A 16,825-nucleotide genomic window follows, 5' to 3' on the forward strand; every position below is an offset into this window, starting at 1 on the left:
GTTTTATTTGATGTGTAGTTTCTGGCGCAAACGAACCATTGATGAGCCGAGCAGTTTTTCAGCTAAACGTAATTTCAGCGCAATGTAGATGTACACACTGCCACCGACTCCTGCTACTAGCAAGCTCAAGATAAAGGCTTGAACTTTTCTTTCAGAACTGAGGACAAGCCCAAAGAGTTGGCGGGCAATCAACGCTGCGATTACCATAATGATCGTCATCGCGCCAATCAATAACGTCCGTCGCAACGTCAAGTTTACATTGAAATGGCCTTTGCGAATCATCTTGCGAATATTTAGCCAGCAGACGATCCCTAAAGCAATCGTGGTGGAAACCAATGGGCCGTAAACTTGGAACAACCGAATCGCTGGATACTGCAAGATCACTTTCACCAGTAATCCTACAAAGAAGAAAATAACGGCTTCTTTGTTGTGGTACATTCCTTGAAGCATACTGGAACTAAGCATAAACAAGCCTAAGACCAGTCCAGACAGACAGGCAGCGACTAGGACGCTCGCCCCTAACGCATCTGGGCGATAAAACAAGGTATATAGGGGATAAGACAGTACGATCATCCCAAAGGTCGCTGGGAACATTACAAAGGAATACAATTGCAAGTTGTTGCTGATCAATTTAGCTAAGTTCTTTTTGTCTTTTTTGGCGACTGCTTCACTGATCAAAGGCAAGCCTGTTGAAGCCATGGAAGTAGCTAATCCGATAACGACCATCGTCAACTTATCAGGATTGCTACCGAAAATCGCCATTAATTCTAAGAGCTGGTCATTTGAAAATTCAGTAAAACTACTCATGATCCGTACAAAGGTGTACTGATCCACCAATTTTAAAATCGTGATCCCAGAACCAACGATAATAAAAGGAATCGCTTCTTTGATGGTCGCTAAAACCAATTCTTTGGTTTGCAGCACGGTTTCTTCTTTGCTCATATCGACTAAGACATCCATCCGCACCCGTTGCTTTTGGAAGTAATAGCCTAAAACCAAAATACTTGCTAAGACACCAATAAAGGCGGCAAAAGTCGATTGCGTCACTGCTGCCGTGTATTCGCCTTCGATGACCCGCATAATGATGAAGGTCGCTAAAAGCATATAGCAGACGCGGGCGATTTGTTCCACCACTTGCGAGATCGCAAAAGGTTTCATGTCTTGATTCCCTTGGAAGTATCCTCGCATAACACTCATACAAGGAAAGACCAATAGTGCAATGCTCAATGAGCGCATTGCAGGAATCAATTCTTCCCCACCACCTGAAGCCGTTGCCAACCATGGGGCTGCCAAATACATGATGCCGGCGGTCATCACGCCAAAGCCTGCCATCAATTGGAAGGCTCTTAAAAAGAGTTTCTGGCTCGTGCGGTATTCTTGGCGAGAATTATAAAAAGAAATCTGTTTGGCAATTGCCGATGGGATCCCCGCAGTGGAGATCATTAAAAATAAGGCGTAAACATTATAGCCCATTCCAAATAACGCATTTGCTTTATCAGCATTTGCCCCCATCCAATAATACCAGGGTAAAATGTAAATGGCGCCAAGCAAACGTGAGCCGATATTTCCCATCGTCATCCAAGCAGATCCTTGAGCCATTTTTTCTTGTGTAGTTAATTCTTTTGACACTGAACGCATGTGATTATCCATCGCCATTATCTCCAACTTTCTACAAACATATCCCTTCCATTTTAATTCGAAAAAGGGTTGGTCGCAATCTATTTTTGCAACATCTTAAAGTTTCTTCAAAATAAGGAGAAAAAAAAGAAAACTTTTCTCTCCCAAACGGCGGTTTTTAGGAGTTATGCTATAATAAGAGAAATCTTTAGAGGAATGAAGGAGAACAACGATGCAAAAGGAACTCATTACCGTGCCCCAGATCCGCAAGCTCTTATTGCAGGAAAACCTATTGAAAGAAATCATCACCCCCACTGATTGGGTTTATACCGTGCCGCAAGAAATGACTGATCTTGCCTTTACCTCATTAAGCTACGACTCGCGAACAGCCGATGCGGCGACGCTTTTTTTCTGTAAAGGGGCTTCTTTTAAAGAAAGCTACCTAGCCGCCGCCATTGATCAAGGCATTCAATGCTACATTTCAGAAACACCTTATGACAGCTTCGCAACCTACGGGATCATTGTTACGGACATTCGAGAAACGATGGCAGTGATCGCCCAAGCGTTTTATGGCAACCCGCAAGAACAGCTGGTGACCATCGGCATCACTGGCACAAAAGGCAAAACCAGCTGCGCCTATTTTGCTCGGGCGATTTTAGCAGAATCGACGGGTCAAAAAGTAGCATTCTTTTCATCTGAGGAAAACTCAGTCGATGGAAAAACCTTTAATGAAGCAGTGTTAACGACCCCCGAAACACTGGATCTCTATAAAATGATGGCTGAGGCTGTCGCAAACGGCCTGACCCATCTTGTGATGGAGGTTTCTTCCCAAGCCTATAAAACCAAACGGGTCGCCGGTATTACCTTTGATATTGGCGCGTTCTTGAATATTTCGCCTGACCACATTGGACCGGTGGAACACCCGACTTATGATGATTACCTTTACTGCAAACGGGAACTGATCCGCAACAGCAAACAAATGATTTTAAATCGGCAAAGTGATCACTACCACTTGCTGCGAGAAACTTGTGAAGTCCATCAAGTTCCTTATATCACCTACGGACGTTCAGACGCCGATTATGTCGTTCAAGAAGGAATGGACCTAAAGAGTTTTGCCCTGACAGCTACTTCTGATGTCTTGCAAGTCTCTGGTGAATATCAACTGGGGATCTTAGGTTCTTTCAACCATGAGAATGCCGCAGCGGCGATTTTGGCTGCCTGCTTAGCGGGTGCCTCTCGTGAGGACGCCCAGAAAGTCCTGCCGACAGTGATCATCCCTGGACGAATGATCGTTTTAGAAAAAGAAAATGGGGCAGTCATGATTGTTGATTATGCCCACAATTACCTTAGCTTCCAATCATTAAGTGAACTTGCCCGTCAATTGCGCCCAGATGGCCGCCTGCTTTTTGTCACTGGTAGTGCGGGTGGCAAAGCCCAATCTCGCCGAGCAGATATGGGACGAGCATTAGGAGAATATGCGGACAAAGTCTATCTGACTAGCGATGATCCTGATTTTGAAGAAGCATCGGCGATCGCCCAAGAGATCGCCGACGCTATCATCAATCCTGAAGTTGCCGTCATTCTTGAGATGGATCGGGAACAAGCCGTCAAATCGGCGATCGATGAAGCAGACAGTCGTGATATCGTGATTATTGCGGGCAAAGGTGCCGAACAATACTTGAAAGTTGCCGGAAAAAAAGTCCCTTACATTGGTGACTTGACCTTAGCGCAGCAGCAAGCCAAGCACTAATAGCAATGCCTCAACCAAAAAAGCTTTCAGATGATTTAACCGATCATCTGAAAGCTTTTTTCTGCGTGATTAAGGTTGTTCGTCTTCGTAAGTCTCATAGACATAGGGTGCGCCATCATAACGGAATTCTGTTGAAATGGCAGCGTCAAGGTCTTCGGTAAACATTCGCTTGCTGAAAGGAAACAAAAAGACTTGCCCTTCTTTGGCATCTTCGGCTGCTAAACGGTAAAACAGCTCTTCTTCTGTTAATTGTTGATTCAACTGTTCCAAGACATCGGCAGTGACTGCCTCTTCTTCATAGCCAGGTTTGGCAATCCGTGCATAATCTTCAAAAAAAGCCGTTTGGCCTTCAAATGATTGATACTCCATGTAAGTCCCCTCTTTCTTTTCTCTTTCTTTATTATACGAGAGTCTGTGAGGATCAGCGAATAATATGATCGCTAACAAGCGGAATTTTGGCTTTTTTGGCGCTTAAATATGTCAGAAACATTTCAAGTGTATTACGAATCAATTATTTGACAAAATCAGATTGAACACGTATCCAAATTTTGTATAATGATACATAGAGACTATTAAAGGGGCAAATGTAATGAACAACGCAAAGAAAAAATTATTCGTCGGTACTGGTGCTGCAATTGGTTTTGTCGCAATCGTTGCTATGATGGCTCAGTTCATGATTTCCAATCATCTATTTGGCGGAAGTGATGCTTCATCAGAAATTTTCACTCGCGCTACGTATCCAAACGGCTTTCTATTAGTGATCTTGATTCCATTGGTCGCAACAGCCGCTTTGTTCTATGGGATCATTCGCAAAAAATAACAAAAAAGTGTTGCTGAGAACCACTCAGTAACACTTTTTTTCTTTGTCGCTACCAAAAAGCTGCCTAACAGACTGTCGATCTGTTAGGCAGCTACGTTTTTAGCGTTTAGTTTGCAACGATATTGACCAATTTATTCGGTACGACGATCACTTTGCGGATCGTTTTTCCTTGGAGCTGTTCTTGGACAAGTTCGTTTTCTTGCGCCAATTGTTCAAGCACTGCTTTTTCGGCATCCGCTGGCACCATTGCTTTGGCACGAACTTTGCCATTGACTTGAAAGACGACTTCGATCTCATCTTCCACTAGGGCACTTTCGTCATAGGTTGGCCATGGAACATATGAGATCCCATTGTCATTTCCGAGGATCGACCAGAGCTCTTCCCCGATATGCGGTGCGATCGGAGCCAATAGCTGCACAAATCCTTCGACATATTCGTAAGGCAAGGCATCGGCTTTGTAGGCTTCATTGACAAAGACCATCAATTGGGAAATCGCCGTATTGAAGTGCAGCTGCTCAAAATCTTCCGTCACTTTCTTAACTGTTTGATGGTACACTTTCGACAATTTGCCATCGTTGAATGTCGTGATACGGTCGCGCATTTTGCCATTTTCATCGACGATCAAGCGCCACACGCGATCCAAGAATTTGCGACTGCCTTCGAGGCCGTTCTCATTCCAAGCGATCGATGCATCCAGTGGGCCCATAAACATTTCATATAAACGCAAGGTGTCCGCACCGTATTGGTTGACGACATCATCAGGATTAACGACATTGCCGCGGGATTTCGACATTTTTTCATTGTTTTCCCCAAGGATCATCCCTTGGTTAAACAATTTTTCAAATGGTTCTTTCGTTGGCACGACACCGATATCGTACAAGAATTTATGCCAGAAGCGAGCATAAAGCAAATGCAAGACAGCGTGTTCCGCCCCACCGATATAAATATCGACTGGCATCCAGCGTTTCAATTTATCATAGTCTGCCAAAACAGACTTATTATGAGGATCGATAAAGCGTAAGAAATACCATGAGCTTCCTGCCCATTGTGGCATCGTGTTGGTTTCGCGACGTCCTTTTTTCCCAGTTTCTGGATCGGTGACATTGACCCAATCCGTGACATTAGCTAATGGCGATTCCCCAGTACCGCTTGGTTTGATATTGTCGGTTTTTGGCAAACGCAACGGCAGCTGATCTTCAGGAAGCGTCGTAGTCGTCCCATCTTCCCAATGGATGATTGGGATTGGTTCCCCCCAATACCGTTGACGAGAAAACAACCAATCGCGAAGACGATAGCTGACTTCTTTTTTCCCAACATGGTTTTCTTCCAACCATGCGACCATTTTTTCGATGGCAGTCTCTTTGTCTAGCCCATCCAAAAAGTCTGAATTGATATGCAGTCCATCTTCGGTATAGGCAGATTCTTCCACGTTGCCCCCTGCCAATACAGGAATGATCTCTAATCCGAATGTTTTGGCAAATTCGTGGTCACGTTCGTCATGGGCAGGAACCGCCATGATCGCACCTGTTCCATAAGAAGCCAAAACGTAATCGGCGATCCAGATCGGGATCTCTTTGCCATTCACGGGATTGATGGCATAGGCACCAGTGAAGACACCGGTTTTTTCTTTGGCCAAATCTGTTCGGTTCAAATCAGATTTTTTCGACGCTTCTTCTACATAGGCATCAATGGCTGCTTTTTGTTCAGGGGTAGTGATTTGTGCCACTAGCTCATGTTCTGGCGCCAATACGGCGTAGGTCGCACCAAACAAGGTATCTGGGCGAGTCGTAAAGACGGTAAAGTCTTTTTCCATCCCTGCCACTTTAAACGTTACGTTGGCTCCGACAGAACGTCCGATCCAATTGCGTTGCATTTCTTTGATGCTTTCTGGCCAATCAACTTCTTCTAAATCGTCCAACAAACGATCAGCATATGCCGTGATTTTCAGCATCCATTGGCGCATCGGTTTGCGGATCACATCATAGCCTCCCCGTTCGCTCTTGCCGTCAATGACTTCTTCATTGGCAATCACAGTTCCAAGCTCTGGTACCCAGTTTACTGGAACTTCAGCTTCATAAGCTAACCCTTTTTCATAAAGCTTGGTAAAGATCCATTGGGTCCACTTATAGTATTCAGGGTCTGTCGTGTTGATTTCACGATTCCAGTCATAACTGAAGCCTAACGAATTGATTTGACGACGGAAGGTCTCAATGTTTTTCTTTGTGAATTCCGCTGGATCATTTCCAGTGTCTAATGCATACTGTTCGGCAGGCAGACCAAAGGCATCCCAGCCCATTGGGTGCAGTACATTATACCCTTGGCTGCGTTTGAAGCGGCTCAAGATATCCGTAGCCGTATAGCCTTCTGGATGTCCGACATGTAATCCTTGTCCGGATGGATATGGGAACATATCTAGCGCATAAAATTTTGGTTTGTCCGGCTCATCATGGGTGTTGAATTCATTTTTCTTCGCCCAATATTTTTGCCATTTTTTTTCGATTTCTTTGTGATTGTAATTCACGATGGACTCCTCCTAAAAATTGGTGTTTTGCTCGTCAAATCAACTAGCAAAACTTAAAAAAAGTCCTATAAAAATCGCTATGATTTTATAGGACGTTATCAACGTGGTACCACCTAAGTTTATCTGCTCCTCAAAAAAGCAGACCTCGATGTTTTAACGGCCATCGCCGTATCTGCCTAGCCAATTCAGGTTCAGTCAGATATCACTCGAAGACGAGTTCGAAAGGTGTGCTGTGCATTTCCACCAACCATGCACTCTCTAAAAGTCCCACCGTACTTCTACTATTCCTTCTCAAACGTGAAAGTTTCTTTGCACTTATCCTAACAAAAATCATTAGGAATAGCAATCTATTTTACCCTAACTGTTTGTCCTGGGTAAATAAAGTTATTTTGAATATTGTTCCATTGGATAAATTGATCCGTCGTGATGCCGAACTTATCTGCGATTCCCCAAACGGAATCCCCCGATGCGACCTTGTAAGAACCGTTTGTCGCGGAAGTGCTGGTGGTAGCTGCCGTGCCGCCTTGCTTAACGACCACCTTTTGTCCTGGATAGATAAAATCATTTTTGATGTTGTTCCAGCTGCGAAATTGATCCATCGTAATCCCATGTTTATTGGCAACTGACCAGACTGAATCCCCAGCTGCCACCGTATAGGTATTGCCTGCAGCACTACTGCTGGTTTGGCTGCTGACGGTCGTGCTTGTTGTAGTGCTCGTTGCGGAACTACCGCTGACAATCACCTTTTGTCCTGGATAGACATAGTCGTTTTTAATATTGTTCAAACTGCGGAATTGATCCATCGAAATCCCATGTTTGTTAGCAATCGACCAGACCGAATCGCCAGCTGCCACCGTGTAGGTGCCGCCACTGCTTTGGCTAGCCGTTGATGCCGTGCTGACGGTCGTAGAACTGCTGGTATTCGTAGACGATCCACCGCTGACGACAACTTTTTGCCCTGGATAGACAAAATCATTTTTGATGTTGTTCCAGCTGCGGAATTGATCCATCGAAATGCCATGCTTATTGGCAATCGACCAAACCGAATCGCCAGAAACTACGGTATAGGTGTTGCCTGATGTAGTTGCTGAAGTATTACGATTAACGATCGATACTGTTGAAGTTGTCGAAGTACTTTGGGTGCTGCCGTTGACATTCAACGTTTGCCCCGGATAAACAAAATCGTTTTTGATGTTGTTCAAACTGCGCAACTGATCCATGGAAATGCCATGTTTGTTAGCAATCGACCAGACCGAATCGCCTGAAGCGACTGTATAGGTTTGACTTCCGCTCGTGCTAACAGCTGCCGTTGTAGTCGTGGTATTGGTTGATGCGCTAGCTGTGGCACCACCACCGGCATTGCCAGAAGCTGGTGTGTCATATTGCGTCAAACCAAATTGTTGGATCACGGCATTCAGGGAAGAAGCATAGTTTGGTGCAGTCGCATAGCGACCTGCTAGCCATGCGGTTGCATCAAGATATGAAGTCGTATTGCTCTTCCAAGCGCCAGAATAATACGCGACACCGCTTTGTAAAGAGGTTGAGCGTAAAGTACGTGCATTATCTTCGAATGATTGCGTGTAAGATGGGTAGCGCTTAAAAGGTTCATTCATAGTCAACCATTGATTGTTCAGGTACTCCAAGGTACTCATATAAACGGTTTGACCGTTGTAGCTGCCTTTGATCCCGAATAGATTATAATTTGGTGCTTTTGATAAACTGCTTCGGCCCCAACCACTTTCTAAAATGGCTTGTGCGATCATCACAGAAGCATATAAATCGTTGGCTTGTGCCACGGGCTGAGCGTACGTAGCGATTTCAGCAATAAATGCGGAAGTATTCGGCGCGGCAAAATTGCTAGTAGAAACTTGGGCGATCGAGGTCTCTACGGCTTCTGCTTGAACCGATGACACCAATGGAGCTACAACAGAGCAAGCAGTCAGTGTCGTTCCTAAAACAACTGCACTTTTTTTGATCACTCGATACTTATCGCCCGATTGGTCTGCTTGACGATGTACTTTTCTTGATTGACTCGTGTTCATGTCCGTTATTCCTCCGTTTTTTCCTTATAGTGAACGTAGATTTAGTATACAATTTCTTAAGAATTTATAAAAGGTATTTGAGCCGATTTCAGAAACTGTAAACTCTTTGTAATCAAACAAACATTTATTGAAATGAAGAGTTTGTATTTAACCAAACGAAAGCTATTCTTTGAAAGTGGGAGAATCCTTGATTGGTCCCCTGCTTTTTCCGTCGTGCGATAAATGCTATAATACCTTCTAGATGTCTCTTTGCTTGTAGGGACAGAAATTCTCTAGAAACGAGGCTTTTCCATGCATAAAAAACTATATTTTCAATTTGCCGGCAGCTGCTTTTTACTGCTGTTCGTTTTTCTCGGCTATCTCGTGAAATTTTATCCTACTTGGTTGGTCTCCTTTGACGAAACCTTGACTCGCATCATCCGCAGCGGCTACCCGTTTTGGACACCGTTTTTTCTATGGGTCACAAAATTTGCGAACCCTACCACGATCATCTTGCTCTTTCTCGCCGTTTTAGCTGTCTTAGTGATCAATAAATATTATGCAGAAGCACTATGGCTCAGTATCGGCACCATCGGGATTGCTGGGCTCTTTAATCCATTGATCAAACTCGTCTTTTTACGGGAGCGACCAACCCTTGAACACTTAGTCACGGAATCAAGTTTCAGTTTCCCCAGCGGACACTCGACGGGCAGTATGGTTTTTTATGGGACATTGCTCTTCTTGGTCCCGGTCTTCTTCAAGCAGCCTTTTTGGCAATGGGGACTCCGCATTCTGTTAGGCCTATTGATCGGTTGCATCGGCATCAGCCGCATCTATGTTGGCGTGCATTTTCCCAGTGATGTGTTAGGTGGGTTTTGTGTCGGCCTTTCATGGCTGCTGTTGACCTACCCTTACTACTTGCAAAAACGCTTTGTCTGGCGCTTCACCCGTAAACAATTATAAAAGAAGGTAAAAAAATGAATCCATTTCCTTATGCAGAAGATAAAAACAAACGATACCATTCGTGGAACTTTGCTTTGCGGCAAGAATTTGGCGAAAAAATCTTTAAAGTCCCCATTGATGCCGGCTTCGACTGCCCCAATCGTGACGGCACCGTTGCCAAAGGCGGCTGTACATTTTGCAGTGTGTCCGGCTCTGGTGATATGATCGTAGCACCTGAAGCCCCGCTGCCAGAGCAGTTTGAAAAAGAGATCGCCATGATGCACAAAAAGTGGCCGCAAGTGGACAAATACATTGTCTATTTTCAAAACTTTACGAACACTCACGCACCGGTGGCAGTGATCCGCGAGCGCTTCGAGCAAGTGCTGACACTACCTGGTGTTGTCGGGATCTCCATTGGGACCCGACCAGACTGCTTACCAGCAGATGTCGTTGACTATCTGGCAGAACTCAATCAACGCTTTTATTTATGGGTCGAATTAGGACTGCAAACGACGTTTGAAACCACGAGCAACGCCATTAACCGCGCCCATGATTATCAAACTTACTTAGACGGCGTCGCCAGCCTGCGCAAACACAATATTCGTGTCTGTACCCATTTGATCAATGGCCTGCCAGGCGAGACGATCGAGATGATGCAAGAAAACGTCCGCCGTACCATTCAAGATTCTGATATTCAAGGCATCAAACTGCACCTGCTGCATTTGATGCGCAATACTCGGATGCTGCGGGATTATCATGAGGGACGTTTGCAATTGATGCGGCGCGATACCTATGTGTCATTGATCTGCGATCAGTTAGAGATGATCCCCCCAGAGATCATCATTCATCGCTTGACAGGCGATGCACCATGGGATTCTCTGGTAGGTCCAATGTGGAGTTTGAAAAAATGGGAAGTCTTGAATGAGATCGATCAAGAAATGTTGCGCCGCAACTCCTATCAAGGAAAATTCAATGTGCGAAAGGAGCCAGTCGATGCTGCCGACCGCCATGCGCTATAGCCACACCCTTTTAAAAGAAGTTCTGCAACCGGGACAAACCGCCGTTGATGCCACGATGGGCAACGGCTTCGACACGGAATTACTGGCTTCCTTAGTTGGACCGACTGGTCAGGTGTTTGCTTTTGATATTCAGGAACAAGCCCTGCAAGCTACCAAAAAGCGGTTGGCTGAAAAAGAGCTGTTGGCGCAAGTCCAGCTGATCCATCAAGGCCATGAGACGTTGGCAGATGTTGTGAGTGGTCCGGTTCACGCCGCCATTTTCAATTTAGGCTACTTGCCTAAAGGGGACAAAGCGATCATCACGCTGCCTGATACAACGAAAACGGCTTTAGAAGCTTTACTGACACGTTTAGCCCCGAAAGGTAGAATCATCCTCGTCTGCTATTATGGACACGCTGGCGGCGAAGCAGAGCTGAAAGAAGTCCACTCCTTTTGTCAGCAGCTGCCGCAAGAGGCATTCAATGTCCTTTCCTATCAATTTATCAATCAGCGGAACCAGCCGCCGATCTTATTTTGTATCGAACGAAAAAACCATCAGTCCTCGACACGTTAATGTGTCGATCGACTGATGGTTTTTTTTATTCGCTAAAAAGCCATTGCAAGACTCGTTGGATCCATTGATCCCAGAAATTCCAATCATGATCCCCAGTTCCCGATTCAAACGTTACGGCTATTTTGCGTTTTTGCAGCTTATCCGCCGCATACTCACTTGCCGGGTACAGTTGATCCTCGGTTCCGCAGCTAATAAAAAAAGCGCGGCGCGGTGCTTGGATCGATGGTCTCAATCAGATGGATCAAATCATTTTCAGATCCTTTGAATTGCTCTAAAGGGCCAAAGATTCCTGCCCAATAAGCTTGGCTTCGCAGCTGCAGCAAGGAATCCATGCTTTCAGCCAGCGCTAATGCCCCAGACAAAGACGCTACCGCCGCAAACTGGTCAGGCTTGCGCAGCCCAAGTTTTACAGCCCCATAGCCTCCCATCGAGAGACCTGCTGCAAAAGTTTTTTCTCGTTTTTGCGTCAGCTGAGGAAACAGCTCATGGCAAATCTGTGGTAATTCTTCGGCGATAAACGTCCAATACTTCATCTCATAGGTCGTATCAGTATACCAGCCTAGATCAGTAGACGGCATGATGACCGCTAGTTGATACTCTGCGGCATACCGCTCGATCGACGTCCGTCGCTGCCAGACACTATGATTTCCGTTCATCCCATGCAATAAATAAAGCACTGGGAGATCTGTGCCCGTCGATTGGCTTTGGGTGCCGATTTTTTTCTTGGTACTTTGAGGCAAGATCACATCGATCATTACCTCCATTTCAAGAACATTTGAATAGATATTTGCTTGTAAAAAAGCCATACAATCACCTGCGATCCTTTTTTTATATTGTACCAGATTCTCGCGAAATCGTGCGGGTCAAACCAATCGCTAGCACAATGAGTAAAACACCGATCCCAAAAACCCAGTGTAGACCGCTATAAAGAATCTCCCGTAGTTGCCCTAATAAGACTGTTGGCAGCTGACGCGCGGCGGCTGGATCAACCAGCTGATTCATGACACTGCTGTCAGTGACTTGCGCCTGTGCCAAGCCTATGCTATTACTGGTATTTAAAACGATACCGAAGACCGCTACCATGATGGTTTGCCCGATCGTGCGCAGCAGCGTATTGAAAGAAGTTGCCACGCCGACTTGGGTGGGTGCAACGCTGGTTTGGGCAGTAACGGTACAAACCACCATCGTTGCCCCTAAACCGACGCCCGTAATAGAAGAAATCACCAAGAACAACCAGAATGACGTCTGTGCCGGTGTCAAAAAGAGCCACAAAGCACCGGTAGCCGTGATCACTAAGCTAACCGTCAAGACCCAACTGACACTGTGTTGTGTCAACCAACGGCTGGCTAAGAAGGAACCAATCATCCATAAAATCGACAACGGTGCCAACACAAGCCCGCCAATCCCCGCACTCATGCCTAAGACCCCTTGCATCCACATTGGGATATAGACATCGATCCCCATCAGGAAGCCGCTCGCCAAAGCTGCTACGATATTGACCACCACAAACAATTTTGAGTGGAACAGCTTCAGATCAATAATCGGATCTGTTGCTTTTTTCTCCACTCGAATGAAGCCGATAAACGTAAGGACAGAAAAAACGAATAGCCCGATGACAGGCAGACTCATACCATAATCTCCCAGCAACTGGAAGCCTAGCAGGAGCCCTACTAGCGTCAACATCAACAAGAGACTGCCAGCATAATCAATGTTGACTGCAGCAAAAGCCTTTTTTTCTTCATGAAAATAAAACCAAATCAAGGCGATCAACCCTAATCCGATGGGCACGTTGATAAAGAAGATCCAATGCCACCCGATCGTATCTACGATCAAGCCACCGGCTAAGGGTCCGACGACGCTGGCGATCCCCCAAGCCGTACTATTGAGCCCTAAGACTTTCGCCCGCTTTTCAACAGGATACAGGTCCGCAATGATCGTTAGGGCAACGGGCATCATGGCCCCTGCGCCTAATCCTTGCAACGCTCTGGCAATGATCAATGTCAACATCGTATTGGCCATCCCACAAAACGCCGACCCGATAATAAACAGCAGCGTACCAAATAAAAAGACTGGTTTGCGGCCGATATTATCGGCAAACTTGCCGTAGATCGGGGTCAACATCGCACTGGTCAAAAGATAGATCGAGAAGACCCAGTTCATGATCTCGATTCCTTTCAATGAACTAACGATGGTAGGCATCGCTGTCGTAATGATCGTTCCTTCGATCGCGGTCATAAACGTTGCGACAAAGACCGCAATGGTGACTAATTTTACATTGGTTCGCATGTAACTCCTCCTTTTACTCCAAAAAAAAGAACCTCTATTGATAGTCATCAATAGAGGTCGCCTCTTTTAATCCTTCACACTTGCCAAAAGTGCCGCCACCTTGTCGGTGCGTTCCCATGGCAAATCGATATCTGTACGACCGAAATGTCCGTAAGCGGCAGTCTGACGATAAATCGGACGGCGCAAATCTAACATTTCAATAATTCCTGCTGGTCGCAAATCAAAGTTTTCCCGCACCGCTTGAATCAAGCGTTCGTTACTGACGGTTCCGGTACCAAAAGTGTTGATGCTGATCGACACGGGTTGTGCCACACCGATCGCATAGGCTAATTGTACTTCCACTTTTTTGGCTAGCTTTGCTGCTACGATGTTTTTGGCAATGTAGCGAGCCGCATAGCTGGCTGAACGGTCAACTTTGGTTGCGTCTTTTCCAGAAAACGCACCGCCACCATGACGTGCATAGCCGCCATAAGTATCAACGATGATTTTTCTGCCAGTCAAACCGGCATCCCCTTGAGGACCGCCGATCACAAAACGACCAGTAGGATTAATATAATATTTTGTCTGCTCGTCTAAAAGATCGGCAGGGATCACTTCTTTGATCACTTTTTCGATGACATCACGGTGGATCGTTTCATTATCAGCCGCATCATCATGCTGGGTACTAATAACGACGGTGTCCACTCTTTGTGGTTGATCATTATCATCATATTCAACGGTTACTTGTGATTTTGCATCTGGACGCAAGTAGCTTAGTTCCTTGTTTTTCCGCAACTCTGCTAAACGACGGACTAACCGATGGCTCAAGGCAATCGGTAAAGGCATCAATTCAGGTGTTTCATCAACGGCAAAACCAAACATCAAGCCTTGGTCACCGGCACCGATATCTTCTTTATCCGTTTCTCCGCGACTTTCTAAAGCATCGTCGACGCCTTGAGCGATATCTGGTGATTGCTCATCGATCGCTACTAAAACAGCAACCGTGTCGCCGTCAAAGCCGAATTTTGCTCGTGTATAGCCGATTTCTTTGATGGTTTCTCGGACGACTTTTTGGATATCTACATAAGCAGAAGTAGAAATTTCTCCAAAGACTAAAACCAGTCCGGTAGTAACTGACGTTTCGCACGCGACCCGTGCCATTGGATCTTCGGCAAGCAATGCATCTAAGATGGCATCACTGATTTGGTCGGCTACTTTGTCTGGGTGTCCTTCTGAAACGGACTCTGATGTAAATAAGTGTTTCTCTGTCATTTTTGTATTCCCCCTAATATATGTTTCGGTTACAAGGCATCTTCGCAGCTGCGAATCCTTTCGGGAACTTGCAACGGACTGATTATAACAAATTTTGACTGCTCATGCTTGAGAAAATGATAAAAAGATCATTTTTGGGTAATAAAAAAACACTCTCAAGAGTGTTTGCATGATCCGTACGGGATTCGAACCCGTGTTACCGCCGTGAAAGGGCGGTGTCTTAACCGCTTGACCAACGGACCAGTTTAAAAATGTAATGGGCCTAAATGGACTCGAACCATCGACCTCACGCTTATCAGGCGTGCGCTCTAACCAGCTGAGCTATAGGCCCCAAATAAAAAATGCAAAGCGGGTGACGAGAATCGAACTCGCGACAACAGCTTGGAAGGCTGTAGTTTTACCACTAAACTACACCCGCATTCCTATGGCGCGGGACAGAATCGAACTGCCGACACATGGAGCTTCAATCCATTGCTCTACCAACTGAGCTACCGAGCCAAAAACAACGGTCTGGACGGGACTCGAACCCGCGACCTCCTGCGTGACAGGCAGGCATTCTAACCAACTGAACTACCAAACCAGAAGCTTTGTATTGCTGCTTTGTCGTTAAACAAAGCGATTGCGGGAGCAGGATTTGAACCTACGACCTTCGGGTTATGAGCCCGACGAGCTACCAGACTGCTCCATCCCGCGATAAGTAATTACTTTACAGTAATTAAAAGACTGTGATTCTTTTGCTCGCAACAAAAGAGACAGTTAAGGAGGATAAGGGATTCGAACCCTTGCACGGTTTTACCCGCCTGACGGTTTTCAAGACCGTTCCCTTCAGCCGGACTTGGGTAATCCTCCAAAAGTAAAAAATGATCCGTACGGGATTCGAACCCGTGTTACCGCCGTGAAAGGGCGGTGTCTTAACCACTTGACCAACGGACCAATAAAAAACGGAGAAGGAGGGATTTGAACCCTCGCGCCGGTTTCCCGACCTACACCCTTAGCAGGGGCGCCTCTTCAGCCACTTGAGTACTTCCCCAAATGTATGACTACATTTTGATGGGCCTAAATGGACTCGAACCATCGACCTCACGCTTATCAGGCGTGCGCTCTAACCAGCTGAGCTATAGGCCCCAAAAAATAAAAGCTAAAGCGGGTGACGAGAATCGAACTCGCGACAACAGCTTGGAAGGCTGTGGTTTTACCACTAAACTACACCCGCATGGCGGTCTGGACGGGACTCGAACCCGCGACCTCCTGCGTGACAGGCAGGCATTCTAACCAACTGAACTACCAAACCAGAAGCTTTGTATTGCTGCTTTGTCGTTAAACAAAGCGATTGCGGGAGCAGGATTTGAACCTACGACCTTCGGGTTATGAGCCCGACGAGCTACCAGACTGCTCCATCCCGCGATAAGTAATTACTTTACAGTAATTAAAAGACTGTGATTCTTTTGCTCGCAACAAAAGAGACAGTTAAGGAGGATAAGGGATTCGAACCCTTGCACGGTTTTACCCGCCTGACGGTTTTCAAGACCGTTCCCTTCAGCCGGACTTGGGTAATCCTCCATAATAAAACAGATACAATGCCACAATGGACCTTGTAGGACTCGAACCTACGACCGGACGGTTATGAGCCGTCTGCTCTAACCAACTGAGCTAAAGGTCCAGGCTCTTAAAAATCGCGGCGGAGGGGATCGAACCCCCGACCTCCCGGGTATGAACCGGACGCTCTAGCCAGCTGAGCTACACCGCGTAAAAAAGAATCATTTATTCAAATGATATGGAGCCTAGCGGGATCGAACCGCTGACCTCCTGCGTGCAAAGCAGGCGCTCTCCCAGCTGAGCTAAGGCCCCTTTTGAAAAAGTATCGGGAAGACAGGATTCGAACCTGCGACCCCTTGGTCCCAAACCAAGTGCTCTACCAAGCTGAGCTACTTCCCGTTATTAAAAAGCGCGCCCAAGAGGAGTCGAACCCCTAACCTTTTGATCCGTAGTCAAACACTCTATCCAATTGAGCTATGGGCGCATATTAAGAAATGCCGAGGACCGGA

At 46.1% G+C, this 16,825-nt stretch carries 11 protein-coding genes, 19 tRNA genes, 1 pseudogene, 1 riboswitch and 1 other annotated feature; of the genes and pseudogenes, 5 read left to right on the forward strand and 26 right to left on the reverse strand.

The window, feature by feature from the left end:
* Positions 1-3 precede the first annotated feature (3 nt).
* Positions 4-1,650: a polysaccharide biosynthesis protein gene (locus FJU10_RS13240; protein ID WP_140966137.1), complete on the reverse strand. Its 1,647-nt coding sequence runs from the start codon at positions 1,648-1,650 to the stop codon at positions 4-6.
* Positions 1,651-1,849: 199 nt separating this feature from the next.
* On the opposite strand from FJU10_RS13240, the gene murE reads away from it, so the two are divergent.
* Positions 1,850-3,367, forward strand: a complete 1,518-nt coding sequence (gene murE, locus FJU10_RS13245) for a UDP-N-acetylmuramyl-tripeptide synthetase (RefSeq protein ID WP_140966138.1) — start codon at positions 1,850-1,852, stop codon at positions 3,365-3,367.
* Between the two features lie 69 nt (positions 3,368-3,436).
* Here murE and FJU10_RS13250 read toward each other — a convergent pair whose 3' ends face one another.
* Positions 3,437-3,736: a DUF5960 family protein gene (locus FJU10_RS13250; RefSeq protein ID WP_008382014.1), complete on the reverse strand. Its 300-nt coding sequence runs from the start codon at positions 3,734-3,736 to the stop codon at positions 3,437-3,439.
* Between the two features lie 220 nt (positions 3,737-3,956).
* On the opposite strand from FJU10_RS13250, the gene FJU10_RS13255 reads away from it, so the two are divergent.
* Positions 3,957-4,187 carry a hypothetical protein gene (locus FJU10_RS13255; protein ID WP_005233376.1) on the forward strand — a complete coding sequence of 77 codons (231 nt, stop codon included), beginning with the start codon at positions 3,957-3,959 and terminating at the stop codon, positions 4,185-4,187.
* 106 nt (positions 4,188-4,293) lie between these two features.
* Here FJU10_RS13255 and leuS read toward each other — a convergent pair whose 3' ends face one another.
* Positions 4,294-6,708, reverse strand: a complete 2,415-nt coding sequence (gene leuS / locus FJU10_RS13260; protein WP_077452369.1) for a leucine--tRNA ligase — start codon at positions 6,706-6,708, stop codon at positions 4,294-4,296.
* 85 nt (positions 6,709-6,793) lie between these two features.
* Positions 6,794-7,013 (reverse strand) — a binding site (T-box leader).
* 42 nt (positions 7,014-7,055) lie between these two features.
* Entirely contained in the window at positions 7,056-8,750 is a 1,695-nt protein-coding gene (locus FJU10_RS13265) for a muramidase family protein (protein ID WP_140966139.1), read from the reverse strand.
* A gap of 291 nt (positions 8,751-9,041) precedes the next feature.
* On the opposite strand from FJU10_RS13265, the gene FJU10_RS13270 reads away from it, so the two are divergent.
* Genes FJU10_RS13270 through FJU10_RS13280 form a run of 3 tightly spaced genes read left to right on the forward strand, consistent with a single transcriptional unit; the run spans position 9,042 to position 11,243 of the window.
* Entirely contained in the window at positions 9,042-9,692 is a 651-nt protein-coding gene (locus FJU10_RS13270) for a phosphatase PAP2 family protein (RefSeq protein WP_081117844.1), read from the forward strand.
* Between the two features lie 14 nt (positions 9,693-9,706).
* Complete coding sequence (locus tag FJU10_RS13275) at positions 9,707-10,690, forward strand: TIGR01212 family radical SAM protein (RefSeq protein ID WP_077452372.1); 984 nt, start codon at positions 9,707-9,709, stop codon at positions 10,688-10,690.
* A complete protein-coding gene (locus tag FJU10_RS13280) occupies positions 10,665-11,243 on the forward strand; it encodes a tRNA (mnm(5)s(2)U34)-methyltransferase (protein WP_175632012.1) in 579 nt (192 codons plus the stop codon). Before FJU10_RS13275 ends, FJU10_RS13280 begins: the two co-directional genes overlap by 26 nt.
* Positions 11,244-11,268: 25 nt before the next feature.
* Here the strand turns inward: FJU10_RS13280 and FJU10_RS13285 are convergent.
* The 22 genes and pseudogenes from FJU10_RS13285 to FJU10_RS13390 all read right to left on the reverse strand — a co-directional run bounded on the left by FJU10_RS13285 (position 11,269) and on the right by FJU10_RS13390 (position 16,800).
* A pseudogene (locus FJU10_RS13285) lies at positions 11,269-12,049 on the reverse strand (alpha/beta hydrolase).
* 22 nt (positions 12,050-12,071) lie between these two features.
* Positions 12,072-13,529 (reverse strand): MDR family MFS transporter, encoded by a 1,458-nt coding sequence (locus tag FJU10_RS13290; protein ID WP_140966140.1) that lies wholly within the window; start codon positions 13,527-13,529, stop codon positions 12,072-12,074.
* A gap of 66 nt (positions 13,530-13,595) precedes the next feature.
* A complete protein-coding gene (gene metK, locus FJU10_RS13295; RefSeq protein WP_140966141.1) occupies positions 13,596-14,780 on the reverse strand; it encodes a methionine adenosyltransferase in 1,185 nt (394 codons plus the stop codon).
* Positions 14,778-14,859: riboswitch (SMK box riboswitch) on the reverse strand. Its footprint overlaps the gene before it by 3 nt.
* Positions 14,860-14,950: 91 nt before the next feature.
* Positions 14,951-15,022, reverse strand: a tRNA-Glu gene (locus tag FJU10_RS13300).
* A 15-nt stretch (positions 15,023-15,037) separates the two neighbouring features.
* A tRNA-Ile gene (locus tag FJU10_RS13305) sits at positions 15,038-15,111 on the reverse strand.
* A gap of 16 nt (positions 15,112-15,127) precedes the next feature.
* Positions 15,128-15,198: transfer RNA gene (locus tag FJU10_RS13310), tRNA-Gly, on the reverse strand.
* A gap of 7 nt (positions 15,199-15,205) precedes the next feature.
* Positions 15,206-15,278, reverse strand: a tRNA-Phe gene (locus FJU10_RS13315).
* A gap of 8 nt (positions 15,279-15,286) precedes the next feature.
* Positions 15,287-15,360: transfer RNA gene (locus FJU10_RS13320), tRNA-Asp, on the reverse strand.
* Positions 15,361-15,399: 39 nt separating this feature from the next.
* Positions 15,400-15,473: transfer RNA gene (locus FJU10_RS13325), tRNA-Met, on the reverse strand.
* 66 nt (positions 15,474-15,539) lie between these two features.
* Positions 15,540-15,629: transfer RNA gene (locus FJU10_RS13330), tRNA-Ser, on the reverse strand.
* A gap of 12 nt (positions 15,630-15,641) precedes the next feature.
* Positions 15,642-15,713 (reverse strand) — tRNA-Glu (locus FJU10_RS13335).
* Positions 15,714-15,722: 9 nt separating this feature from the next.
* A tRNA-Ser gene (locus FJU10_RS13340) sits at positions 15,723-15,810 on the reverse strand.
* 21 nt (positions 15,811-15,831) lie between these two features.
* Positions 15,832-15,905, reverse strand: a tRNA-Ile gene (locus tag FJU10_RS13345).
* Positions 15,906-15,922: 17 nt separating this feature from the next.
* Positions 15,923-15,993: transfer RNA gene (locus tag FJU10_RS13350), tRNA-Gly, on the reverse strand.
* Position 15,994: 1 nt separating this feature from the next.
* Positions 15,995-16,071 (reverse strand) — tRNA-Asp (locus FJU10_RS13355).
* Positions 16,072-16,110: 39 nt separating this feature from the next.
* Positions 16,111-16,184: transfer RNA gene (locus tag FJU10_RS13360), tRNA-Met, on the reverse strand.
* A 66-nt stretch (positions 16,185-16,250) separates the two neighbouring features.
* Positions 16,251-16,340 (reverse strand) — tRNA-Ser (locus FJU10_RS13365).
* 26 nt (positions 16,341-16,366) lie between these two features.
* Positions 16,367-16,440, reverse strand: a tRNA-Ile gene (locus FJU10_RS13370).
* Between the two features lie 13 nt (positions 16,441-16,453).
* Positions 16,454-16,527, reverse strand: a tRNA-Met gene (locus FJU10_RS13375).
* A 28-nt stretch (positions 16,528-16,555) separates the two neighbouring features.
* Positions 16,556-16,628: transfer RNA gene (locus FJU10_RS13380), tRNA-Ala, on the reverse strand.
* 13 nt (positions 16,629-16,641) lie between these two features.
* A tRNA-Pro gene (locus tag FJU10_RS13385) sits at positions 16,642-16,715 on the reverse strand.
* A gap of 11 nt (positions 16,716-16,726) precedes the next feature.
* Positions 16,727-16,800, reverse strand: a tRNA-Arg gene (locus FJU10_RS13390).
* Positions 16,801-16,825 lie beyond the last annotated feature (25 nt).

The sequence above is a fragment of the Enterococcus sp. OL5 genome (genome assembly GCF_006491895.1).
Taxonomy (GTDB): domain Bacteria; phylum Bacillota; class Bacilli; order Lactobacillales; family Enterococcaceae; genus Enterococcus_D; species Enterococcus_D innesii.